36 protein-coding genes are annotated in these 22860 nt (G+C 33.2%); 35 read left to right on the forward strand and 1 reads right to left on the reverse strand.

Annotated features, from left to right (window positions below; genetic code table 11):
• Nucleotides 1-273: 273 nt before the first annotated feature.
• The 35 genes from rplC to ACEWL1_RS09945 all read left to right on the forward strand — a co-directional run bounded on the left by rplC (nt 274) and on the right by ACEWL1_RS09945 (nt 21054).
• A complete protein-coding gene (gene rplC / locus ACEWL1_RS09775) occupies nt 274-891 on the forward strand; it encodes a 50S ribosomal protein L3 (protein WP_409233131.1) in 618 nt (205 codons plus the stop codon).
• Nucleotides 891-1520, forward strand: a complete 630-nt coding sequence (gene rplD, locus ACEWL1_RS09780) for a 50S ribosomal protein L4 (protein WP_409233132.1) — start codon at nt 891-893, stop codon at nt 1518-1520. Before rplC ends, rplD begins: the two co-directional genes overlap by 1 nt.
• Before the next feature lie 5 nt (nt 1521-1525).
• Nucleotides 1526-1816, forward strand: a complete 291-nt coding sequence (rplW, locus tag ACEWL1_RS09785) for a 50S ribosomal protein L23 (RefSeq protein WP_301401472.1) — start codon at nt 1526-1528, stop codon at nt 1814-1816.
• Between the two features lie 14 nt (nt 1817-1830).
• Nucleotides 1831-2655, forward strand: a complete 825-nt coding sequence (gene rplB, locus ACEWL1_RS09790) for a 50S ribosomal protein L2 (protein ID WP_409233133.1) — start codon at nt 1831-1833, stop codon at nt 2653-2655.
• Nucleotides 2656-2661: 6 nt separating this feature from the next.
• Nucleotides 2662-2940 carry a 30S ribosomal protein S19 gene (rpsS, locus tag ACEWL1_RS09795; RefSeq protein WP_409233134.1) on the forward strand — a complete coding sequence of 93 codons (279 nt, stop codon included), beginning with the start codon at nt 2662-2664 and terminating at the stop codon, nt 2938-2940.
• Nucleotides 2941-2946: 6 nt separating this feature from the next.
• Entirely contained in the window at nt 2947-3354 is a 408-nt protein-coding gene (gene rplV, locus ACEWL1_RS09800; protein WP_409233135.1) for a 50S ribosomal protein L22, read from the forward strand.
• A gap of 11 nt (nt 3355-3365) precedes the next feature.
• Nucleotides 3366-4073 carry a 30S ribosomal protein S3 gene (rpsC, locus tag ACEWL1_RS09805; protein WP_347174120.1) on the forward strand — a complete coding sequence of 236 codons (708 nt, stop codon included), beginning with the start codon at nt 3366-3368 and terminating at the stop codon, nt 4071-4073.
• A 22-nt stretch (nt 4074-4095) separates the two neighbouring features.
• A complete protein-coding gene (gene rplP / locus ACEWL1_RS09810) occupies nt 4096-4524 on the forward strand; it encodes a 50S ribosomal protein L16 (RefSeq protein WP_347174119.1) in 429 nt (142 codons plus the stop codon).
• Between the two features lie 12 nt (nt 4525-4536).
• Nucleotides 4537-4728 (forward strand): 50S ribosomal protein L29, encoded by a 192-nt coding sequence (rpmC, locus tag ACEWL1_RS09815; RefSeq protein ID WP_301401462.1) that lies wholly within the window; start codon nt 4537-4539, stop codon nt 4726-4728.
• An 18-nt stretch (nt 4729-4746) separates the two neighbouring features.
• The gene (gene rpsQ / locus ACEWL1_RS09820) at nt 4747-5004 is read left to right on the forward strand and encodes a 30S ribosomal protein S17 (protein WP_301401460.1); all 258 of its coding nucleotides are present in this window, start codon (nt 4747-4749) and stop codon (nt 5002-5004) included.
• Between the two features lies 1 nt (nt 5005).
• Nucleotides 5006-5374: a 50S ribosomal protein L14 gene (gene rplN, locus ACEWL1_RS09825; RefSeq protein ID WP_301401459.1), complete on the forward strand. Its 369-nt coding sequence runs from the start codon at nt 5006-5008 to the stop codon at nt 5372-5374.
• A 13-nt stretch (nt 5375-5387) separates the two neighbouring features.
• Nucleotides 5388-5696 carry a 50S ribosomal protein L24 gene (gene rplX / locus ACEWL1_RS09830; protein ID WP_409233136.1) on the forward strand — a complete coding sequence of 103 codons (309 nt, stop codon included), beginning with the start codon at nt 5388-5390 and terminating at the stop codon, nt 5694-5696.
• Between the two features lie 2 nt (nt 5697-5698).
• Nucleotides 5699-6250, forward strand: coding sequence for a 50S ribosomal protein L5 (gene rplE, locus ACEWL1_RS09835; protein ID WP_409233137.1), 552 nt, complete (start codon nt 5699-5701; stop codon nt 6248-6250).
• Nucleotides 6251-6253: 3 nt separating this feature from the next.
• Nucleotides 6254-6523 carry a 30S ribosomal protein S14 gene (rpsN, locus tag ACEWL1_RS09840; RefSeq protein WP_409233138.1) on the forward strand — a complete coding sequence of 90 codons (270 nt, stop codon included), beginning with the start codon at nt 6254-6256 and terminating at the stop codon, nt 6521-6523.
• 150 nt (nt 6524-6673) lie between these two features.
• The gene (gene rpsH / locus ACEWL1_RS09845) at nt 6674-7072 is read left to right on the forward strand and encodes a 30S ribosomal protein S8 (protein ID WP_347174114.1); all 399 of its coding nucleotides are present in this window, start codon (nt 6674-6676) and stop codon (nt 7070-7072) included.
• A gap of 12 nt (nt 7073-7084) precedes the next feature.
• The gene (rplF, locus tag ACEWL1_RS09850; RefSeq protein ID WP_409233139.1) at nt 7085-7630 is read left to right on the forward strand and encodes a 50S ribosomal protein L6; all 546 of its coding nucleotides are present in this window, start codon (nt 7085-7087) and stop codon (nt 7628-7630) included.
• 11 nt (nt 7631-7641) lie between these two features.
• Complete coding sequence (rplR, locus tag ACEWL1_RS09855; RefSeq protein WP_409233140.1) at nt 7642-7992, forward strand: 50S ribosomal protein L18; 351 nt, start codon at nt 7642-7644, stop codon at nt 7990-7992.
• A 10-nt stretch (nt 7993-8002) separates the two neighbouring features.
• On the forward strand, nt 8003-8527 hold the full coding sequence (gene rpsE / locus ACEWL1_RS09860; RefSeq protein WP_409233141.1) for a 30S ribosomal protein S5: 525 nt from the start codon (nt 8003-8005) through the stop codon (nt 8525-8527).
• Nucleotides 8528-8538: 11 nt separating this feature from the next.
• Entirely contained in the window at nt 8539-8721 is a 183-nt protein-coding gene (gene rpmD / locus ACEWL1_RS09865) for a 50S ribosomal protein L30 (protein WP_301401447.1), read from the forward strand.
• A 15-nt stretch (nt 8722-8736) separates the two neighbouring features.
• The gene (rplO, locus tag ACEWL1_RS09870; RefSeq protein ID WP_409233142.1) at nt 8737-9186 is read left to right on the forward strand and encodes a 50S ribosomal protein L15; all 450 of its coding nucleotides are present in this window, start codon (nt 8737-8739) and stop codon (nt 9184-9186) included.
• A 12-nt stretch (nt 9187-9198) separates the two neighbouring features.
• Nucleotides 9199-10518: a preprotein translocase subunit SecY gene (gene secY / locus ACEWL1_RS09875; protein ID WP_409233143.1), complete on the forward strand. Its 1320-nt coding sequence runs from the start codon at nt 9199-9201 to the stop codon at nt 10516-10518.
• A 4-nt stretch (nt 10519-10522) separates the two neighbouring features.
• On the forward strand, nt 10523-10738 hold the full coding sequence (gene infA / locus ACEWL1_RS09880; protein WP_068206835.1) for a translation initiation factor IF-1: 216 nt from the start codon (nt 10523-10525) through the stop codon (nt 10736-10738).
• Between the two features lie 11 nt (nt 10739-10749).
• Nucleotides 10750-10866, forward strand: a complete 117-nt coding sequence (gene ykgO / locus ACEWL1_RS09885; RefSeq protein ID WP_004568720.1) for a type B 50S ribosomal protein L36 — start codon at nt 10750-10752, stop codon at nt 10864-10866.
• The gene (gene rpsM / locus ACEWL1_RS09890; RefSeq protein WP_409233144.1) at nt 10866-11240 is read left to right on the forward strand and encodes a 30S ribosomal protein S13; all 375 of its coding nucleotides are present in this window, start codon (nt 10866-10868) and stop codon (nt 11238-11240) included. The genes ykgO and rpsM overlap by 1 nt, the downstream gene beginning before the upstream one ends.
• A gap of 12 nt (nt 11241-11252) precedes the next feature.
• On the forward strand, nt 11253-11636 hold the full coding sequence (gene rpsK / locus ACEWL1_RS09895) for a 30S ribosomal protein S11 (protein WP_409233145.1): 384 nt from the start codon (nt 11253-11255) through the stop codon (nt 11634-11636).
• Between the two features lie 81 nt (nt 11637-11717).
• On the forward strand, nt 11718-12323 hold the full coding sequence (gene rpsD / locus ACEWL1_RS09900) for a 30S ribosomal protein S4 (protein ID WP_409233146.1): 606 nt from the start codon (nt 11718-11720) through the stop codon (nt 12321-12323).
• Nucleotides 12324-12420: 97 nt separating this feature from the next.
• Complete coding sequence (locus tag ACEWL1_RS09905; protein ID WP_409233147.1) at nt 12421-13413, forward strand: DNA-directed RNA polymerase subunit alpha; 993 nt, start codon at nt 12421-12423, stop codon at nt 13411-13413.
• Between the two features lie 60 nt (nt 13414-13473).
• The gene (rplQ, locus tag ACEWL1_RS09910) at nt 13474-13947 is read left to right on the forward strand and encodes a 50S ribosomal protein L17 (protein ID WP_409233148.1); all 474 of its coding nucleotides are present in this window, start codon (nt 13474-13476) and stop codon (nt 13945-13947) included.
• Nucleotides 13948-14108: 161 nt separating this feature from the next.
• A complete protein-coding gene (gene carA / locus ACEWL1_RS09915; RefSeq protein WP_409233149.1) occupies nt 14109-15209 on the forward strand; it encodes a glutamine-hydrolyzing carbamoyl-phosphate synthase small subunit in 1101 nt (366 codons plus the stop codon).
• Nucleotides 15210-15260: 51 nt separating this feature from the next.
• Nucleotides 15261-16550 (forward strand): phosphopyruvate hydratase, encoded by a 1290-nt coding sequence (gene eno, locus ACEWL1_RS09920; RefSeq protein ID WP_409233150.1) that lies wholly within the window; start codon nt 15261-15263, stop codon nt 16548-16550.
• Nucleotides 16551-16725: 175 nt separating this feature from the next.
• Nucleotides 16726-18012 (forward strand): citrate synthase, encoded by a 1287-nt coding sequence (locus ACEWL1_RS09925; protein WP_409233151.1) that lies wholly within the window; start codon nt 16726-16728, stop codon nt 18010-18012.
• Between the two features lie 14 nt (nt 18013-18026).
• On the forward strand, nt 18027-18986 hold the full coding sequence (gene rocF, locus ACEWL1_RS09930; RefSeq protein WP_409233152.1) for an arginase: 960 nt from the start codon (nt 18027-18029) through the stop codon (nt 18984-18986).
• Between the two features lie 111 nt (nt 18987-19097).
• Nucleotides 19098-20033 carry a citrulline utilization hydrolase CtlX gene (ctlX, locus tag ACEWL1_RS09935; protein WP_409233153.1) on the forward strand — a complete coding sequence of 312 codons (936 nt, stop codon included), beginning with the start codon at nt 19098-19100 and terminating at the stop codon, nt 20031-20033.
• 4 nt (nt 20034-20037) lie between these two features.
• The gene (locus ACEWL1_RS09940) at nt 20038-20721 is read left to right on the forward strand and encodes a PrsW family intramembrane metalloprotease (protein WP_409233154.1); all 684 of its coding nucleotides are present in this window, start codon (nt 20038-20040) and stop codon (nt 20719-20721) included.
• Between the two features lie 6 nt (nt 20722-20727).
• Nucleotides 20728-21054 (forward strand): hypothetical protein, encoded by a 327-nt coding sequence (locus ACEWL1_RS09945; protein ID WP_409233155.1) that lies wholly within the window; start codon nt 20728-20730, stop codon nt 21052-21054.
• Between the two features lie 77 nt (nt 21055-21131).
• On the opposite strand, the gene pafA is transcribed toward ACEWL1_RS09945, so the two are convergent.
• Nucleotides 21132-22772 carry an alkaline phosphatase PafA gene (gene pafA, locus ACEWL1_RS09950; protein ID WP_409233156.1) on the reverse strand — a complete coding sequence of 547 codons (1641 nt, stop codon included), beginning with the start codon at nt 22770-22772 and terminating at the stop codon, nt 21132-21134.
• Nucleotides 22773-22860: the final 88 nt, after the last annotated feature.

Consider the following 22860-nt stretch of genomic DNA (forward strand, 5'->3'; position numbering starts at 1 on the left):
TTATAAGCTGAAAGCATTTAGAGCATTTACACTCCGATGAAAATCGGAATCTCGTAAAAGAGATAAAAATAAAAATTCTGAAGGTATTCAGAATATACATGTCCGGAGGGTTTCGCGAAGGAAAAACGGTAAAAACATATTCAGCGTTGAACATGTTTAACGCTGTTTTTTTTGAACGAATTTCTAGAAAGACAAAAGAAACGGAAGTTTCAAAAAATTAATTATTAATATAGACGCGATGGATATAAATCTAACGTCTTAAATCTAAACAGAATGTCTGGGTTAATAGGAAGAAAAATAGGAATGACCAGCTTATTCGACGAAAACGGGAAGAATATTCCTTGTACAGTAATCGAAGCAGGTCCTTGCGTTGTTACCCAAGTCAGAACCGAAGAGGTTGACGGCTACAACGCCTTACAACTTGGTTTCGATGACAAAAAAGCAAAAAGCTCTAATAAAGCTTTAGATGGACACTTTAAAAAAGCTGGTACATCTGCTAAAAGAAAAGTCATGGAATTCCAAGGATTTGAAGAAGAGTATAAATTAGGAGATTCAATTACAGTTGAGCACTTTGAAGAAGGTGAATTCGTAGATGTATCAGGAACTTCTAAAGGGAAAGGTTTCCAAGGGGTTGTTAAACGTCATGGATTTGCTGGAGTTGGTCAAGCAACTCACGGGCAACATAACCGTTTAAGAGCGCCAGGATCTATTGGAGCGGCATCTTATCCAGCTAGAGTATTCAAAGGAATGCGAATGGCAGGAAGAATGGGTGGAGATACAATTAAAGTACAGAATCTAAAAGTATTAAAAGTGGTTGCAGATAAGAACCTACTTGTTGTTAAAGGAGCAGTTCCTGGACACAAAAATGCTTACGTAACTATTCAGAAATAATGAAAGTAGCAGTTTTAGATATTACAGGAAAAGATACAGGTAGAAAAGTTGAACTTTCTAACGATGTATTCGGAATTGAGCCAAATAACCATGCAATTTACTTAGATGTAAAACAGCATTTGGCTAATAAAAGACAAGGAACTCACAAATCGAAAGAAAGAGCTGAGATTTCTGGAAGTACAAGAAAGATTAAAAAACAAAAAGGAACTGGTACTGCAAGAGCAGGTTCTATCAAGTCTGGTGTTTTTAGAGGTGGTGGACGTATGTTCGGACCAAGACCAAGAAACTACTCTTTCAAACTAAACAAAAATTTAAAGCGTTTAGCTCGTAAATCTGCGTTAAGTACACAAGCAAAAGATAAAAACTTAGTAGTTGTTGAGAACTTTGATTTTGAAACTCCAAAAACTAAGAATTTTGTTAATGTATTGAAAGCATTAGGGTTAGAAAACAAAAAATCGTTGTTTGTGTTGGCTGAGTCAAATAATAATGTATATTTGTCATCACGAAATTTAAAAAGAACTAAAGTTGTAAGTGGTTCAGACTTAAGCACTTACGGAGTATTAAACGCAAATAAAGTTGTGTTTACCGAAGGTTCTTTAGAAGGAGTTGAATCAAATTTTAGCAAATAATAGCAATGAATATTTTAATTAAACCTATTATTACCGAAAAAGCAACAACCGATAGCGAGTTAAATAACCGTTATGCATTTGTTGTAGATAAAAGAGCTAACAAATTGGAAATCAAAGGAGCTATTGAAGCTGCTTATGGAGTTGCAATTTCAGCTGTAAGAACAATGAATTATCCTGTTCAAAGAAATACCAAATTTACTAAAAAAGGTATGGTTACAGGAATGAAAGGTGCTTACAAGAAAGCAATAGTGCAGTTAGCAGAAGGAGAAACTATAGATTTTTATAACAATCTTTAAGTAAAAAGACAAGAATGTCAGTTAGAAAATTAAAACCAGTAACACCAGGTCAGCGTTTTAGAGTAGTAAATGGGTTCGACACCATTACTACTGACAAGCCGGAAAAAAGTTTATTAGTTCCGAAAAAAAGATCTGGAGGTCGAAACAATCAGGGTAGAATGACAACTCGTAATATTGGAGGAGGTCATAAACAAAAATACCGTATTATCGATTTCAAAAGAGATAAAACAGGTATCCCAGCAACAGTAAAAACTATCGAATACGATCCAAATCGTACAGCATTTATTGCTTTGGTTAGTTATACTGATGGAGAAAAACGTTATGTGATTGCACAAAACGGTTTACAAGTAGGTCAAACAATTGTATCAGGAGCAGGAGCAGGTCCAGAAATAGGAAATGCAATGTTATTAAGTGAGATACCATTAGGAACTACAATTTCTTGTATTGAATTACGTCCAGGACAAGGAGCTGTTATGGCTCGTTCTGCAGGATCTTTTGCACAGTTAATGGCAAGAGAAGGAAAATATGCAACAGTAAAGTTACCTTCAGGTGAAACAAGATTAATCTTGTTAACATGTATGGCAACTATTGGAGTTGTTTCTAACTCTGATCATCAATTATTAGTATCTGGTAAAGCAGGTAGAAGTAGATGGTTAGGAAGACGTCCAAGAACTAGACCAGTAGTAATGAACCCAGTTGATCACCCAATGGGAGGTGGTGAAGGGAAATCTTCTGGAGGACATCCAAGATCAAGAAACGGAATTCCTGCTAAAGGATTCAAAACTAGATCTAAAACGAAAGCTAGTAATAAGTATATTTTAGAACGTAGAAAGAAATAATAAGTTATGGCAAGATCATTAAAAAAAGGACCTTACGTTCACTACAAGTTAGAAAAGAAAGTTTTAGCGAATGTAGCATCAGATAGCAAATCAGTAATTAAAACTTGGTCAAGAGCAACTATGATTACTCCTGATTTTGTTGGACAAACTATTGCTGTTCATAATGGAAAGCAATTTGTTCCAGTATATGTAACTGAAAACATGGTAGGGCATAAATTAGGAGAGTTTTCACCAACACGTTCTTTTAGAGGACACGCAGGTGCAAAAAATAAAGGTAAAAAATAGTAGGAAATGGGAGTTCGTAAACATAACATGGCAGAACAGTTAAAAGAAGCAAGAAAGCAAAAAGCTTTCGCTAAGCTTACTAACTGTCCTACATCACCAAGAAAAATGCGTTTAGTAGCGGATTTAGTAAGAGGTGTAGAAGTAGAAAAAGCACTACAAATTTTAAAATTCAGTTCAAAAGAAGCATCTATTAATTTAGAGAAATTGTTATTGTCTGCTATCGCAAACTGGCAAGCTAAAAATGAAGATGCATCTATTGAAGAAGCTGGATTATACGTGAAGTCTATTTGTGTAGACAGCGCGGGGATGTTAAAAAGATTAAGACCTGCTCCGCAAGGACGTGCTCATAGAATTCGTAAGCGTTCTAATCACGTTACTTTAGAGTTAGGTAGTAAAAATATTGAAAGCAAATAATTAAAGTAGACATGGGACAAAAAACAAATCCAATAGGACTTCGTTTAGGAATCATCAGAGGTTGGGAATCTAACTGGTACGGTGGAAATGACTACGGAGATAAAATTGCAGAAGATGACAAAATAAGAAAGTATGTAAATGCTAGATTATTTAAAGCAAGTGTATCTAGAGTTATTATTGAGCGTACGCTTAAACTTGTAACCGTTACTATCACTACTGCTAGACCTGGTATTATTATTGGAAAAGGTGGGCAAGAGGTAGACAAGTTAAAAGAAGAGCTTAAGAAAATTACTGGTAAGGAAGTACAGATTAATATTTTTGAAATTAAACGGCCAGAATTAGATGCAAAATTAGTTGCTTCTAGTGTTGCTCGTCAAATAGAAAATAGAATTTCGTACAAACGTGCAATCAAAATGGCTATTGCTGCTGCAATGAGAATGAATTCTGAAGGGATTAAAATCCAAATTTCAGGTCGTTTAAATGGAGCTGAAATGGCGCGTTCTGAACACTATAAAGAAGGTAGAATTCCTCTTTCTACTTTTAGAGCAGATATAGATTATGCACTTGTAGAATCTCATACAACTTACGGTAGAATCGGAGTTAAAGTATGGATTATGAAGGGCGAGGTTTATGGAAAAAGAGAATTATCTCCATTAGTTGGTTTGTCAAAAAAGCAAGGTGGAGCTAATAAGAAACAACAATCTCGTAGAAGAAAATAATTTTTAAAATTAGAAATTAAAAATGTTACAGCCTAAAAGAGTAAAATACCGTAAGGTACAGAAAGCGAAGGGGAACATGACAGGAAACTCTGGTAGAGGGACTCAACTTTCAAACGGAATGTTTGGAATTAAATCTTTAGATCAGAATTTACTAACATCTCGTCAAATAGAAGCAGCTCGTATTGCGGCAACTCGTCATATGAAAAGAGAAGGTCAGTTATGGATTAAAATTTTTCCAGACAAGCCTATTACCAAAAAACCATTAGAAGTACGTATGGGTAAAGGTAAAGGAGCTCCAGAATATTTCGTTGCTGTTATAAAGCCAGGAAGAGTTTTATTTGAAGTTGGTGGTGTGCCAATCGAAGTTGCAAAAGAAGCATTACGTTTAGCCGCACAAAAACTTCCAGTAAAAACTAAGTTTATAGTCGCTCGCGACTTTGATAACGCTTAATTCGATAAGAAAATGAAACAGTCAGAAATTAAAGAATTATCAACTGCAGATTTACAAGAAAATCTTGGCACGTTGAAAAAAAACTATACTGATTTAAAAATGGCTCACGCGATTTCTCCGTTGGAAAATCCAATACAGTTAAGAGCCTTAAGAAAATCTGTTGCAAGAATTGCTACAGAGTTAACAAAAAGAGATTTACAATAATTGTAGTCAGTTTTAAAGATGGAAAAAAGAAATCTTAGAAAAGAGAGAATTGGTGTAGTATCTAGTAACAAAATGGAGAAATCTATTGTTGTTGCTGAGGTAAAAAGAACAAAGCACCCAATGTATGGTAAGTTCGTTTTAAAAACGAAAAAGTACGTTGCACACGATGAGACAAACGATTGTAATGTTGGAGATACTGTAAAGATCATGGAAACAAGACCTTTAAGTAAATCTAAACGTTGGAGATTAGTAGAAATCCTAGAAAGAGCTAAATAATATGTTACAGACAGAATCAAGATTAAAAGTAGCAGATAATACTGGAGCTAAAGAAGTTTTAGTAATCCGCGTTTTAGGAGGAACAAGAAAGCGTTACGCTAGAGTTGGAGATAAAATTGTTGTTACAGTTAAGGCAGCAACTCCAAACGGAACTGTAAAGAAAGGTCAAGTTTCTAGAGCAGTTGTTGTTCGTACAAAGAAAGAAGTTAGACGTAAAGATGGGTCTTATATCAGATTTGATGACAATGCTTGTGTACTTTTAAATCCTACAGAGGAAATGAGAGGAACACGTGTATTTGGTCCTGTTGCTCGTGAACTTCGTGAGAAACAATTCATGAAAATAGTATCATTAGCACCTGAAGTGCTTTAAAAGAGAAAAGACGATGACAAAGTTTAAAATCAAATCAGGAGATACTGTTACAGTAATCGCAGGAGATCATAAAGGATCTGAAGGAAAGGTTTTACAAATCCTTAGAGATAAAAACAGAGCCATAGTAGAAGGTGTGAATATGATTTCAAAACACACAAAACCTAGCGCTCAAAGTCCACAAGGAGGAATAGTAAAGAAAGAAGCTTCAATTCATATCTCTAACTTATCGTTAGTAGAAGATGGAAAAGCTGTAAGAGTTGGATATACGGTAGAAGGAGATACTAAAACTAGAATCTCTAAGAAAACTAAAAAAGCAATATAATCATGAGTTACGTACCAAGATTAAAAGCAGAATATAAGAGCAGAATAGTAAATGCTCTTACAGAAGAATTTGGTTATAGTAATGTAATGCAAGTGCCTAAATTACAGAAAATTGTAGTTAGTAAAGGTGTTGGTGCAGCTATAGCGGATAAGAAATTGATAGATTATGCTCTTGAAGAGTTAACTACAATTACAGGACAAAAAGCAATTGCTACTTTATCTAAAAAAGATGTTGCAAACTTTAAATTACGTAAGGGAATGCCAATTGGTGTGATGGTTACGTTAAGAGGAGAAAAAATGTACGAGTTTTTAGATAGATTGGTTACCGCATCTTTACCACGTGTTAGAGATTTTAACGGTATCAAAGCAAATGGTTTTGACGGAAGAGGTAATTATAATTTAGGAATTACTGAACAAATTATCTATCCAGAAATTAATATTGATAAAGTAAATAAAATCGGAGGAATGGATATTGCTTTTGTAACATCAGCAGATACCGATAAAGAAGCAAAATCATTATTAGCAGAATTAGGTTTACCATTTAAAAAAAATTAAGACATGGCTAAAGAATCAATGAAAGCCCGTGAGGTAAAAAGAGCAAAAACAGTAGCTAAGTACGCTGAGAAAAGAAAAGCTTTAAAAGAAGCTGGAGATTACGAAGCATTACAAAAGTTACCTAAAAACGCTTCTCCAATTAGAATGCACAATAGATGTAAGCTAACTGGAAGACCAAAAGGGTATATGCGTCAATTCGGATTATCACGTGTGACATTCCGTGAAATGGCAAACCAAGGATTAATACCAGGTGTTAGAAAAGCAAGTTGGTAAAACCCCAAATAATAAAATAGAATGTGTATCTTTGCACGCTCTATTTTTTTTGAGTAATAAACATTAACTGATTTTAGGTTTAATTATCACAGAGTATTCTGTAGCATAAATAGAGATAGTTAAAAACCGAAATCGCAATTTTAAATAAATATGTATACAGATCCAATCGCGGATTTTTTAACGAGAGTTAGAAATGCAATCGCAGCAGGACACAGAGTTGTGGAAATTCCAGCTTCAAACTTGAAGAAGGAAATGACAAAAATTTTGTTTGATCAAGGGTATATTTTAAGCTACCAGTTCAATGACGAATCAGTTCAAGGAACTATCAAAATAGCTTTAAAATACGATAGAGAAACAAAAGAATCAGTAATTAGAAAACTAGAACGAATCAGTACACCAGGTTTACGTAAATACGTTAGCGCATTAGAAATGCCTAGAGTATTAAACGGTCTTGGTATTGCAATCGTTTCAACATCTAAAGGTGTGATGACTAACAAGAAGGCACGTCAAGAGAATGTTGGAGGGGAAGTAATTTGTTACGTTTATTAATACGATAGTAAGATGTCAAGAATAGGAAAAAACCCAATAAGCATTCCAACCGGAGTTGAATTAAACATCGATGGAAATGTAGTAACGGTAAAAGGAAAGTTAGGAGAATTATCTCAAGAGATTTCTGACGATATTACTGTAAGGATAGAAGGTGAAACTGTTATTTTAAACAGACCATCAGAAAGTAAACCTCATAAATCTGCTCACGGATTATATAGATCATTAGTATTTAATATGATTGAAGGAGTTAGTAAAGGTTGGACTAAAGAATTAGAATTAGTTGGTGTAGGTTATAGAGCTTCAAACCAAGGACAGAAACTAGATTTAGCATTAGGTTTTTCTCATAATATAGTTTTAGATGTAGCTCCAGAAGTTACTGTTGAAACTGTATCAGAAAAAGGAAAAAACCCAATCGTTAAGTTAACTTCTTATGATAAACAATTAGTTGGTCAAGTTGCCGCAAAGATTCGTTCTTTCCGTGCACCTGAACCATACAAAGGTAAAGGAGTTAAGTTTGTAGGAGAACAATTAAGAAGAAAAGCAGGTAAATCTGCATAATATATAGCATTATGGCATTATCAAAGCTTGAAAGAAGACAAAGAATTAAAAACAGAATCAGAAAGATTGTTTCTGGAACTGCGGCTCAGCCAAGGTTATCTGTTTTTAGAAGTAATAAAGAAATATATGCTCAATTAGTCGATGACGTTACTGGTGTTACATTAGTAGCTGCTTCTTCTAGAGATAAAGATGTTGCAACAGGATCAAAAGTAGAAACTGCTGCATCAGTTGGAAAAGCAATAGCAGAAAAAGCTGCTAAAGCTGGTATAGAAAAAATTTCTTTTGATAGAAATGGGTATTTATACCATGGTAGAATAAAAGTATTAGCAGAAGCTGCTAGAGAAGCTGGTTTAAAATTTTAAGAAGTTTATTATGTATCAAAATTATAAAAACGTAGAAAGAGTAAAACCTAGCGGATTAGAACTTGTAGATCATTTAGTTGGTGTACAACGTGTTACTAAAGTAACTAAAGGAGGTAGAGCTTTTGGATTTTCTGCAATTGTTGTTGTAGGAGATGGTAACGGAGTAGTTGGTCATGGGTTAGGTAAATCTAAAGATGTAGCATCTGCAATTGCAAAAGCAATTGAAGACGCTAAGAAAAATTTAGTTAGAATTCCAATTTTAAATGGAACTTTACCTCATGAACAAAAAGGGAAATTTGGTGGAGCAAAAGTATTTTTAAAGCCTGCTTCACATGGTACCGGAGTTATTGCTGGTGGTGCTGTACGTGCGGTATTAGAATCTGTAGGAGTACACGATGTATTATCTAAATCTCAAGGTTCTTCTAACCCTCACAATGTAGTAAAAGCAACATTAGATGCTTTATTACAATTGCGTAGTGCAGTTACAATTGCAAAACAAAGAGGAATTTCTTTAGAAAAAGTATTTAACGGATAAACCTAAGAACGATGGCAAAAATTAGAGTTAAGCAAGTAAAAAGCAAAATCGGACGCCTTCAAAGTCAAAAAAGAACTTTAGAAGCATTAGGTTTACGTAAAATGAACCAAGTAGTAGAACACGAGGCAACTCCGTCTATTATTGGTATGGTAAATACAGTTAAACACTTAGTTTCTTTCGAAGAAATTAAATAAAAGACATATATAGAAATGAGTTTACATAACTTACAACCGGCAGAGGGATCTGTAAAAAAGGAAAAAAGGATCGCAAGAGGTGAAGGTTCTGGTAAAGGTGGTACTGCTACTAGAGGTCACAACGGGCAAAAATCTCGTTCAGGATATTCAAAGAAAATAGGATTCGAAGGAGGGCAAATGCCTCTTCAAAGACGTGTTCCTAAATTTGGATTCACAAACATTAACCGTAAGGAATATGTTGGAGTTAATTTAGATAAATTACAAACATTAGTAGACGAAGGTAAAATTACAGATACTGTAACTTTAGATATCTTAATCGCTAATAGAGTAGTAAGTAAAACAGAACTAGTTAAAATACTAGGTCGTGGAGAGCTTAAAGCTAAATTAAACATTACTGTTCACAAATTTACTGCTACTGCAAAAGCTGCTATTGAGGCTGCTGGAGGTGAGGCAGTTACATTATAAGATTAGGTACATATGAAGTTGATAAATACTTTAAGAGACATCTGGAAAATTGAGGAGCTTAAACAAAAGCTTATTTTAACCTTAGGTTTAATTGCTGTGTATCGTTTTATGGCTCAAGTTCCTTTACCTGGAATTGATCCATTACAATTAACAGCTTTAAAACAAGGAACAGACAGCGGTCTTTTAGGATTATTAAATGCATTTACCGGAGGAGCATTTTCTAGAGCGTCTATTATGGCACTTGGAATTATGCCTTATATTTCTGCTTCTATTGTAGTTCAATTAATGGGAATCGCGGTTCCTTATTTACAAAAACTACAAAAAGATGGAGAAAGTGGAAGAAAGAAAATTACACAGATTACACGTTGGTTAACAATTGGTATTACTTTGGTGCAAGCACCAACCTATATTACAGCCATTAAGACTCAATTTGGATTGCCAGAACAAGCATTTTTAGTTTCTGGTGGGGCATTTTGGTTTTCATCAATTATATTGTTAACAGCAGGAACAATCTTTGCAATGTGGTTGGGAGAGCGTATTACAGACAAAGGAGTTGGTAATGGTATATCATTATTAATTACGGTTGGTATTATCGCAAACTTCCCAGGTGCATTTATGCAAGAATTAGTTGCTAAAACAACGAATGCAGGTGCTGGAGGAATTATGATGATTCTTTTAGAAATCTTTGTTTGGTTTGTTGTGATTTTATTATCAGTTTTATTGGTAACAGCCGTTCGAAAAATAGCTGTACAATATGCTAGAAGAACTGTGGTTGGAGATATTAAAGATGTAGCTGGAGCAAGACAATACATTCCGTTAAAGTTAAACGCAGCGGGAGTTATGCCAATCATTTTTGCGCAAGCAATTATGTTTTTACCAGTAGCATTGGCAAGAAAGTTTCCAATGTTAAGTGAGTTGCAAGATATGAATGGATTGTGGTACAATGTATTATTTGCAGTATTAATTATCATATTTAGTTATTTTTATACAGCAATTACAATCCCTACAAATAAAATGGCCGACGATTTAAAAAGAAGCGGTGGTTTTATACCAGGAATTAAACCAGGAAGTGATACCGCTGAAAGATTAGATTCTGTATTGTCTAGAATTACGTTCCCAGGATCGTTATTCTTAGCAGCATTATCAATCTTACCAGCAATTATTGTTCAATTCGGAGTACAACAAAGTTGGGCAATGTTTTATGGTGGAACTTCATTAATTATTATGGTTGGAGTTGCAATTGATACCATTCAGCAAATTAACTCGTATTTATTAAATAGTCATTACGATGGTTTAATGAAAACAGGAACTAGTAGAAAAACATTAAAATAATAATATGGCTAAGCAACCAGCAATACAACAAGACGGAACCATTACAGAAGCATTATCAAATGCAATGTTTCGTGTAGAGTTAGAAAATGGACATATTGTTACAGCACATATTTCTGGTAAAATGCGTATGCATTATATTAAGTTATTACCAGGAGATAAAGTGAAATTAGAAATGAGTCCTTATGATTTAACTAAGGCCAGAATTACTTATAGATATTAAAACAAATACAGATGAAAGTTAGAGCATCAGTTAAGAAAAGAAGTGCCGACTGCAAAATAGTGCGCAGAAAAGGTAGATTATATGTGATTAATAAACAAAATCCTAGATTTAAACAAAGACAAGGGTAATGGCAAGAATAGCAGGTATTGATATTCCAAAGAATAAAAGAGGAGTTATCGCTTTAACTTACATCTTTGGTATAGGAGCAAGTAGAGCTAAAGAAATTTTAGCAAACGCAAAGGTTGACGAAAGTATTAAAGTTCAAGATTGGACCGATGATCAAATCGCAGCAATTAGAGAACAAGTTGGAGCTTTCACTATTGAAGGAGAATTACGTTCTGAAGTTCAAATAAACATCAAACGTTTGATGGATATTGGATGTTACAGAGGTATCCGTCATAGAACTGGTCTTCCTTTAAGAGGACAAAGAACTAAGAACAACTCTAGAACAAGAAAAGGTAAAAGAAAAACAGTAGCAAACAAAAAGAAAGCTACTAAATAATAACTAGATATTATGGCTAAAGCAAGTACAAAAAAGCGTAAAGTTATTGTTGAATCTGTTGGTGAAGCACACATTACAGCTTCGTTTAACAACATCATTATTTCTTTAACAAACAAAAAAGGTGACGTAATTTCATGGTCATCTGCAGGTAAGCAAGGATTTAGAGGTTCTAAAAAGAATACTCCTTACGCTGCCCAAACTGCAGCAGAAGATTGTGCAAGAGTTGCTCATGAAGCTGGACTTAGAAAAGTGAAAGTTTTTGTTAAAGGACCAGGTAATGGTAGAGAAAGCGCAATAAGAACATTACACAATAACGGAATTGAAGTTACAGAAATTATTGATGTAACTCCAATGCCACACAATGGATGTAGACCTCCAAAAAGAAGAAGAGTATAATTTAATTTTAACTAAGTTGGATTTTTAGATTATCGAAGGAGTTTCGCCTTAATTCATAATCCCAACTTTAACAACTAAGAAATGGCAAGATATACAGGACCAAAAACTAAAATTGCCCGTAAATTCGGAGAAGCAATTTTCGGAGATGATAAAAACTTTGAAAAAAGAAATTATCCTCCAGGGCAACATGGTAACGCAAAAAGAAGAGGTAAAAAATCTGAATACGCTACCCAATTGCAAGAAAAACAAAAAGCAAAATACTCTTATGGTATTTTAGAGCGTCAATTTTCTAACTTATTTAAAAAAGCTCAAAGAGCCGGTGGTATTACTGGTGAGGTTTTATTACAGTTATGTGAATCTCGTTTAGACAATGTAGTGTACCGTTTAGGTATTGCAAACTCTCGTAGTGCAGCGCGTCAATTAGTTTCTCACCGTCACATTACTGTGAATGGAGAAATTTTAAACATTCCTTCATATACTTTAAAAGAAGGAGATGTTGTAGCCGTTAGAGAAAAATCTAAATCTTTGGTAGCAATTGAAAGCGCTTTAGCTTCTAATAGCAATGTATACGAATGGTTGACTTGGAACTCTGATTTATTATCAGGTACGTTTGTAAAAGCACCTGAAAGAGTACAAATTCCAGAGAACATCAAAGAGCAATTAATAGTAGAGTTATACTCTAAATAATAAATTAATCATATTGCAATTCGGCCAAAGGATTTATTTGAACATCTTCACTCTTATAAATCGCGCAACTGAATAACAATTAAAACGAAGAAAACATATGGCAATTTTAAATTTTCAAAAGCCTGATAAAGTAATAATGATTGAATCTACAGATTTTTCTGGTAGATTTGAGTTTAGACCTTTAGAACCAGGTTTTGGGTTAACAGTAGGTAATGCATTAAGAAGAGTATTGTTATCTTCATTAGAAGGTTTTGCAATTACATCTTTAAGAATTGATGGTGTTGAGCATGAATTTTCTGCAATTAATGGAGTTGTAGAAGATGTAACAGAAATGATTTTGAACTTAAAACAAGTACGTTTTAAAAAACAAATTGAAGAAACAGATAGAGAATCAGTTTCAATCAATATTTCTGGTCAAGAGCAATTAACTGCTGGAGATTTACAACGTTTTATTTCTGGTTTTCAAGTACTAAATCCTGATTTAGTGATCTGTAATATGGATAAATCTGTGAAATTAAACATGGAAATCTCTATAGAAAAAGGTAGAGGATTTGTACCTGCAGAAGAAAATAAAAAATCGACTGCACCCTTAGGAACAATTTTTACAGATTCTATTTACACTCCAATAAAGAATGTAAAATATGCTGTTGAAAATTTCCGTGTAGAGCAAAAAACTGACTACGAAAAATTAATTTTCGATATAGACACAGACGGCTCTATAAATCCTAAAGACGCATTAACGGAAGCTGCAAAAATATTAATTCACCACTTTATGTTATTCTCTGATGAGCGTATCACTTTAGAGGCAGATGAAATTGCACAAACTGAAACATATGATGAGGAATCATTACACATGCGTCAGTTATTAAAGACCAAATTGGTAGATATGGATTTATCAGTAAGAGCTTTAAACTGTTTAAAAGCAGCAGAAGTAGATACTTTAGGAGACTTAGTATCATTCAACAAAAACGATTTAATGAAGTTCCGTAACTTCGGTAAAAAATCATTAACAGAATTAGAAGAGTTAGTGATTAACAAAAACCTAAACTTCGGAATGGATTTAAGCAAATACAAATTAGATAGAGATTAACCTTTCATATTTTGCGCCCCAAACTGGGTTGATGCAAGATGAGAGTAAAAAGAAAATGTCATGAGACACGGTAAGAAATTTAATCATTTAGGAAGAAAAACAGCGCACAGAAAAGCGATGTTAGCTAATATGGCTTGTTCATTAATTGAACACAAACGTATTAACACAACAGAAGCAAAAGCAAAAGCATTACGTAGATTCGTAGAGCCTTTACTTACAAAATCTAAGAACGATACTACTCACAACCGTCGTGTTGTATTTAGTTACCTTAGAGATAAATATGCTGTTACAGAATTATTCAAAGAAATATCTGTGAAGATTGCAGATAGACCTGGAGGATATGTACGTATTATCAAATTAGGAAATCGTCAAGGAGATAATGCTCCTATGGCAATGGTAGAATTAGTTGATTACAACGAACTTTACAATCCTAACGGTAAGAAAGCTAAGAAAACTACTCGTAGAGGTAGAAAAAAAGCTGATACGACTGTTGATGTTGCACAAACTGAAACACCAGAATCTTCTGAGGAATAATAAGATGTTTCTAAAGAAATCATATAAAAGGGATAAACGTTTACGTTTATCCCTTTTTTTATACAATTTTATAAACAACAAAAGTTTACTAATTTAGATATTATTACTTTTGTAAGCGAAACGATTGAAATAACAATTACTTAAAGTACACACAACTAATAATGAAATACCAACAACAAAAAAAAGCTTTAGTTTTATTAGCTGACGGAACTATTTTTTATGGAAAATCTATCGGTATTGAAGGAACTGCAACCGGAGAGATTTGTTTTAATACAGGGATGACAGGTTATCAAGAAATTTTTACAGATCCTTCTTATTTTGGTCAATTAATGGTTGCAACTAATGCACATATTGGAAACTATGGTGTTAATGATGACGAAGTTGAATCTGACGGAATCAAAATTGCAGGATTAATTTGTAGAAATTTTAGCTTTACACACTCAAGAGTAGATTCTGATGGAAATCTAAAAGACTGGTTTATCAAACACCATACAGTAGCGATTTCTGATGTTGATACAAGAGCCTTAGTAGCATATATTAGAGATCATGGAGCAATGAATGCAATTATTTCTACAGAAGTGGATGATATTGATGCATTAAAAAAGCAATTGCTAGCGGTACCAGACATGAATGGTTTAGAATTGGCATCAAAAGTGTCAACAAAAGAACCTTATTTTGTAGGTGATGAAAATGCAACCTATAAAATTTCTGCCTTAGATATTGGAATTAAAAAGAACATTTTAAGAAATTTTGTAAAAAGAGATGCCTATATTAAAGTGTTTCCTTACAATGCAAGTTTTGAAGAAATGAGTGCTTTTAAACCTGACGGATACTTTATTTCTAACGGACCTGGAGACCCAGAACCATTAGTTGATGCGCAAAATACAGCAAAAGAAATTATCAAAAGAGATTTGCCTTTGTTTGGTATTTGCTTAGGCCATCAGGTGATTGCGTTGGCAAACGGAATATCAACCTATAAAATGCATAACGGACATAGAGGAATTAATCATCCTGTAAAAAATTTAATCACTGGAAAAGGAGAAATTACTTCTCAAAATCATGGATTTGCAATCAACAGAGAAGAAACAGAAGCAAACGAAAATGTAGAAATTACACATGTACATTTAAATGATCATACTGTAGCAGGGATTAGAATGAAAAATAAGAATGTGTTTTCTGTGCAATATCACCCAGAAGCTAGTCCAGGACCACACGATGCAGAATATTTGTTCGATCAATTTATAGAAAATATTAAAAAATAAATGAGGTTATTTCTGTCTGACTCAAAGAAACCTTAACTTAAAAAGAAAACTATGAGTATTATAATAAACATACATGCACGTCAAATTTTTGATTCTAGAGGAAACCCTACAGTAGAAGTTGATGTGATTACAGAAAATGGAGTTTTAGGAAGAGCTGCTGTTCCTTCAGGGGCATCAACCGGAGAACATGAAGCAGTTGAATTACGTGATGGAGGAAAGGCATACATGGGAAAAGGTGTTTTAAAAGCAGTTGCCAATGTAAATCAAATTATAGCGCAAGAATTGTTAGGAACTTCTGTTTTTGAACAAAACAAAATCGATCAAATGATGATTGATTTAGACGGAACAGCAAATAAATCGGTCTTAGGCGCAAATGCAATTTTAGGAGTTTCGTTAGCAGCAGCAAAAGCAGCAGCAAATGAATTAGGAATGCCATTATATCGTTATGTTGGTGGAGTTTCGGCAAATACATTACCTGTTCCGATGATGAATATTATTAATGGTGGATCGCATTCTGATGCGCCAATTGCGTTTCAAGAATTTATGGTAATGCCCGTAAAAGCAACAAATTTTACACAAGCAATGCAAATGGGTTCTGAAATTTTTCATCATTTAAAAAATGTTCTTCATGGTAGAAATTTAAGCACAGCTGTTGGTGATGAAGGTGGTTTTGCACCTGCTTTAGATGGAACAGAAGATGCAATTGAAACGATTGCATTGGCAGTTAAAAACGCCGGGTATTCTTTTGGTGATGAAATTATGATTGCATTAGATTGTGCAGCAGCAGAATTTTATGTTGATGGACAATACGATTATTCTAAGTTTGAAGGCACATCAGGAAAAGTAAGAACTAGTCAAGAACAAGCAGATTATTTAGCCAAATTGGTAGAAAAATATCCAATTATTTCTATTGAAGACGGTATGGATGAAAACGATTGGGATGGATGGAAATACTTAACAGATAAAGTTGGAAATAAAGTACAACTAGTTGGAGATGATTTATTTGTAACCAATGTAGAACGTTTGTCTAAAGGAATTGAAAACGGAATTGCAAATTCAATCTTAATTAAAGTGAACCAAATTGGAACCTTAACCGAAACTATTTCTGCCGTAAATATGGCGCATAATGCAGGTTATACATCTGTTATGTCTCACAGATCTGGAGAAACAGAAGACAATACCATTGCAGATTTAGCAGTGGCTTTAAATTGTGGTCAAATTAAAACGGGTTCAGCTTCTCGTTCTGATAGAATGGCAAAGTACAATCAGTTATTAAGAATAGAAGAAGAGTTGGCAAACACAGCTTATTTTCCTAAAGAAAAAGCATTTAAAATAAAGTAAACTACCATTTGCAAAAAGTAAAAACCTTATAATTTATTTTATAAGGTTTTTTTTATGCTTAAAAATAAGTTAAATCTATATTTTTATGTTAAAATTCTATCTAACATGACTTTTAAAATCTTCGAAAATTTGGTATCTTCGCAATTCACTTCATAATAAATACAAGATAGAAATAATGTCAGATAAAGCTACCATAAAAATTGACGGACAAGAGTTTGAATTCCCATTGATTACAGGAACAGAAAACGAAAAGGCAATTGATATTAAAAATTTAAGGACTGCAACTGGAGGAGTTGTAACAATTGATCCAGGGTATAAAAACACAGGTTCTTGTGAAAGTGCAATAACTTTTTTAGATGGTGAAAAAGGGATTTTAAGATACAGAGGATATTCTATTGAAGAATTAGCGGAAAAAGCAGATTTTCTTGAAGTAGCTTATTTGTTAATTTTTGGAGAATTACCTACTACAGCGCAATTAGAAAAGTTTAAACAAGATATTTGTGCACAATCTATAGTAGATGAAGATATTAGAAAAATAGTAGATTCATTTCCAAAATCTGCACACCCTATGGGTGTAATTTCTTCATTAACTTCAGCTTTAACAGCATTTAACCCTTCTTCTGTAAATGTAGATTCTGAAGAAGATATGTATAAAGCAATTGTTAAAATTTTAGGGAAATTCCCTGTTTTAGTAGCATGGACAATGCGTAAAAAACAAGGACTTCCTTTAGATTATGGTGATTGTAGTTTAGGATATGTAGAAAACACCTATAAAATGATGTTTAAGCAACCAAATAGCGTTTATATTACTAATAATATTGTGGTAAATGCTTTAAATAAATTGTTAATCTTACACGCAGATCACGAACAAAACTGCTCTACTTCTACGGTTAGAATAGTTGGATCTTCTCACGCAGGATTATTTGCTTCTCTTTCAGCAGGAATTTCTGCTCTTTGGGGACCACTTCATGGTGGAGCAAACCAAGCAGTGTTAGAAATGTTAGAAGCAATTAAAGAAGACGGCGGAGACACAAAAAAATACATGGCTAAAGCCAAAGACAAAGATGATCCTTTCCGTTTAATGGGATTCGGACATAGAGTTTATAAAAACTTTGACCCTAGAGCTAAAATTATTAAAGTAGCAGCAGATGAAGTATTAAACGATTTAGGGATTGATGATCCTATTTTAGATATAGCAAAAGGTTTGGAACAAGAAGCTTTAAATGATCCATATTTTGTTGATAGAAAATTGTATCCAAATGTAGATTTCTATTCAGGAATTATTTATCGAGCGATGGGAATTCCAGTAGAAATGTTCACAGTAATGTTTGCCTTAGGAAGACTGCCAGGTTGGATTGCACAATGGAGAGAAATGCGTCTTGGAAAAGAACCAATTGGAAGACCTAGACAAATTTATACTGGTGAAAATTTAAGAAAATTTACAACTATTGATAAAAGATAGTATATATTTATAATATGTTAAATTCAATCAAAATAATTAAAAATAGATCTGATATTGGAGCCGGAACACGTGGTTCTGATTTGGGAATTGATGCAATAGAAATTGCAGCAATAAATAGAAATAACAATTATTTTGACCAGTTTGAATTTACCGATGTATCTACAGCTAACGAATCTATTTACAATAAAGTAAAGAATTCTTTTGCGAAAAGAATAGATAGTGTTTTGTTACAATGTACGCGGTTAAGCAATCATGTAAAAGTTACCTTGCAAGAAAAATCATTTCCTATTGTATTGTCTGGAGATCATTCTTCTGCATTAGGAACAATTAGCGGAGTAAAAGCGGCTTTTCCAAAAGAAACTGTTGGAGTAGTTTGGATTGATGCACATGCTGATATTCATTCGCCCTATACATCTCCGTCTGGTAATATTCATGGAATGCCTCTGGCAGCTGCTCTATCAGAAGACAATCTTGATTTCAAAATAAATGAAGTTACAAGACAAACATCTGATTTGTGGGAGCGAATGAAAAATATTGGAATTCTTGGACCTAAAGTTACTGCAGAAAATGTGGTGTATTTTGGAGTTAGGGACACTGAAGATCCAGAGGAAAAGCAAATTAGAAACCTTAGAATAAAAAATTATACTGTTTCTGAAATTCGATTTAGAGGTTTAGAAAAATGTGTAAATGAAGCTCTAGAAAAACTGTCTAATTGCGATGTGATTTATATCTCTTTTGATGTAGATTCTATGGATTGTGATATGATTTCTTACGGAACAGGAACTCCGGTTTCAAAAGGCTTTGATCAGCAAGAAGTTACACAAATCATGAATCGAATTATTGAAACTAAAAAGGTAGTTTGTGTAGAGTTTGTTGAAGTTAATCCGTTGTTAGATTTAAAAGGGAATGTAATGGCAGAAACCGCATTCGAAATTTTGGATGACATTACCAAAACGATTAAAAAGTCACTTTAGAAAATTATAAAATAACTAAAAAGCGAGCTGAAAAGTTCGCTTTTTTTATTTGAGTTAGTATTAAAAATCAATAAAAAATACTTTAATTTCACCTTTTGATAAATTTAAGTAATGCAACAAACAACAAATACAATTTTAATGGTTCGCCCAGTTGGTTTTCGAATGAACGAACAAACGGCGGTAAATAATTATTATCAACAAGAATTAACAGATACTTTACCAGCTACAATAAATGCAAAAGCGCAAAAAGAATTTGATGACTTTGTAATTAAATTACAGGAAAACGGAGTAGAAGTTGTTGTCATACATGATACAGAAACTCCAAGTACACCAGATTCAATTTTTCCAAATAACTGGATTTCTTTTCACGAAAATGGAGATGTTGGCTTGTATCCAATGTTTGCAGAAAACAGAAGATTAGAACGTAGAGAAGATGTTTTAGAAATGTTAGAATCTAAAGGGTTTGTAATAAAAAACATTGTTGATTATACCGAAGCCGAAGAAGAAACTGTTTTTTTAGAAGGAACTGGAAGTATGATTTTAGACAGAGAAAACCAAAAAGCATATTGCGCATTATCGCCAAGAGCAGACGAAGAATTGTTTATCGAATTTTGTGAAGACTTTGAATTTACTCCAGTTGTTTTTACCTCAAATCAAACAGTAAATAATCAAAGAGAAGCCATTTATCATACCAATGTTATGATGTGTGTTGCAGAACAATTTGCAATTATTTGTTTGGCTTCTATCGATGATAAAAAAGAGCGCAAAAATGTCATCAAACATTTAAAAGAAAACGGAAAAGAAATCATTGATATTACCGAGCAACAAGTAAATGCTTTTGCAGGTAATATGTTACAAGTTAAAGGTACAAATGAGCAACGTTTTTTAGTAATGAGCTCGTCGGCTTATCACTCGTTAAGAAAAGAACAATTGCAGAAAATAGAGAAATTCAACTCGGTTATTCATAGTTCTTTAGAAACTATAGAAACTTGTGGTGGAGGAAGTGCACGTTGTATGATGGCAGAGGTTTTTTTACCAAAAGAGTAAGTTTATGACTTTATTAGCATTGGCGTTAGCGCCAGCCATTGTAATTATGATGTATATTTATATTAAAGATAAATATGAAAGAGAACCGATAAAATTTGTGCTTAAAAATTTTGGTTTAGGAGCATCAGCAAGCATCATTATCACATTAATTATTGGATTAATTCTTAAAATGATTTTTCCAACTGCAGATCCGTTAAGTGTTGGTCAGCAATTCTTAAAAGCATTTGTTGTAGTAGCGTTGGTAGAAGAATTTTCTAAATATATTATTGTTAGATATTATGCACAACGCAATAAAGAATTCGATGAGCCTTTTGACGGAATTGTCTATGCAGTAATGGTTTCTATGGGTTTTGCGGCCTTAGAAAACATTATGTATGTATTTCAATTTGGAATGGCAAACGGAATTGTACGCGCTTTTACAGCAGTTCCTGCGCATGCAACATTCGGAATTTTAATGGGGTATTTTATGGGGAAAGCAAAATTTGCTGCAACCAAAAAAGATACAATTAGATTGAACTTAACAGGGTTATGCACAGCAACAATCTTTCACGGAGCGTATGATTTCTTTTTGTTTATCAACTTTATTCCTGGTATTTCTATTGGTGCTTTTGTTTCTTTGGTAATCGGAATTCTATTATCTAGAAAAGCAATTAAAAAACACCAAGCGAGATCTCAGTTTAAGCATTAAATAATTATGAAAAAACTGATATTTATTTTCGCAATAGTATTGATTACTTCTTGTGATAAACAAGACAGAGTAAAATTCACAGTTACAGATTTTTCTAAAAAGAGAATTGATACTTTAAAACCAATTGAAGGAAAATCTTATTTTGGGTCATTTTTTAAAATCAATGGGTTTGTTAATGATACAATTAGAATACAACCTTATTTTGGAAATGGATTAGTTGGCGAAATTGACACAATTGTTAGAGTCGATTATTACGGAGGCTTAAATGTTATTATTGAATTTGACCCATATAAAGCAACTGAAGGTAAATTAGAAATTGAATATAATCTTTAGAATCAATAAATAAAAACCTCACAATTTATGCTGAATTTGTTTCAGTATTGTGAGGTTTTTCTATTTGATTAATTTTTTTACTTCAATGCACCTTCAACAATCTCTCCGGTAGTCCCATTCGGAAATTCTATTTGTAATAAGTTGGCAAAAGTTGGAGCAATATCTGTAACAGTATGTGCTTTTTTAGAAACGCCTTGTTTAATTCCGTTTCCGTAAAAAATAATTGGTACGTGCGTATCGTAGCTGTATCCAGAACCATGTGAAGTTCCGGTTTTAGAAGCTCCAATTAACGTTGATGGCAACGGAATTAAAAGCACATCACCAGAAAATTTTTGATTGTATCCCTTTTGTAATTTCTGCAAAATACCGTCTGTAAAATGCGTTGTTTGCATTGTTCTTGCAGTTACAGCTTTGTATATGTTATCAAAATTGATAATTTCATCAGCAATTTTTTGAGCAACGGTATGTACATCTAATTTTAATGCTGCTATCTTTTCTTTATTTAAAAATAGTTGAAAGTTTGAGATGTTTTCTACCAGTTTATCAGATTTAAAATGTTTTAAAGTAATTCCGTTTATATATTCTCTTAGTTTTTTAGAACTGATATAATGTGCCGGAATTTTTTCTGATTGTAAATACGAAGGCACTTGCACAGCAGCATGATCTGCAGTTAAAAATAAGGTATAATTTCCTTTACCTACCTCAGTGTCTAGATAAGTAAATAAGCTTGCTAAATCTCTATCTAATCGTAAATAAGTGTCTTGTACTTCTTTTGAAGCAACACCAAATTGATGACCAACATAATCTGGAGTAGAATAACTAATCGCTAAAAAATCTGTATAATTAGATTTTCCTAATTTTTCTCCAACAATTGCAGCTTTTACAAAATCGGTAGTAAATGAGTTTCCAGCAGGAATTGCTTTTATCATGCTGTAATTTCCATTTTTCTCTTTTAAAGCAGGAATATCATATGGAAAAACGGGTTTTTCTTTTCCTTTAAACTTCCCCTCAAACGGATTGTCATCTGCTAAACTTTCTGTGTATGTGTTAATGTCATATAAGGTATTCCAAGGTTTAGACATGTAAGCTTCAATTTTACCAGAGTTATTGAACTCTTTTACCCATTTGGGTAATTCTTTCATATAATAAGAACTGGTAATCCATTTCCCTTCCTTGTTTCCTTCTAACCAGTACGCACCGTTTGCAGTATGTCCGCCAGGCAACACCGCAGATCTATCTTTAATAGCAATGCTAATTGTTTTTCCTTGCATATTTTGCGCCAATCGTAATTGGTCTGTTATTGTTGTAGTTTGCATTCTATACGGAGATTTTTTTCCGCCACTAGAGGCAACTCCAACAGTAGAATAATTACTGTCGTTTACACAGTAAATATATTTTTTCTCGTATTTATCGTACCAGTTATTTCCAATAATTCCGTGATTTTCTGGAGTTGTTCCGGTATAAACAGATGCATGTCCAACTGCAGTATAGGTCGGAATATAATTGTAATGTGCATTCTCTAAAGAAAAGCCATTATTTATGATTCTTTTAAACCCATCTTCACCATATTTATCTGCAAATCGCGTTAAATAATCGTAACGCATTTGGTCAATAACAATTCCAATGACTAATTTTGGTTTTTTTGTGGGTGTGTTTTCTGTTTTAGAACTTGTAAAAGTCAATAATGATAAAAAAATGAATGCGATTAAATTTTTCATTGAAATAGATTTTGAAATCAAAAATAAATATTTTAATTAAGAATAGGACAATTTTAAGGACTGTTAATGATAATTTAATACTTTAGCA

It is taken from the genome of Polaribacter gochangensis, from assembly GCF_046224025.1.
Lineage (GTDB): Bacteria > Bacteroidota > Bacteroidia > Flavobacteriales > Flavobacteriaceae > Polaribacter > Polaribacter gochangensis.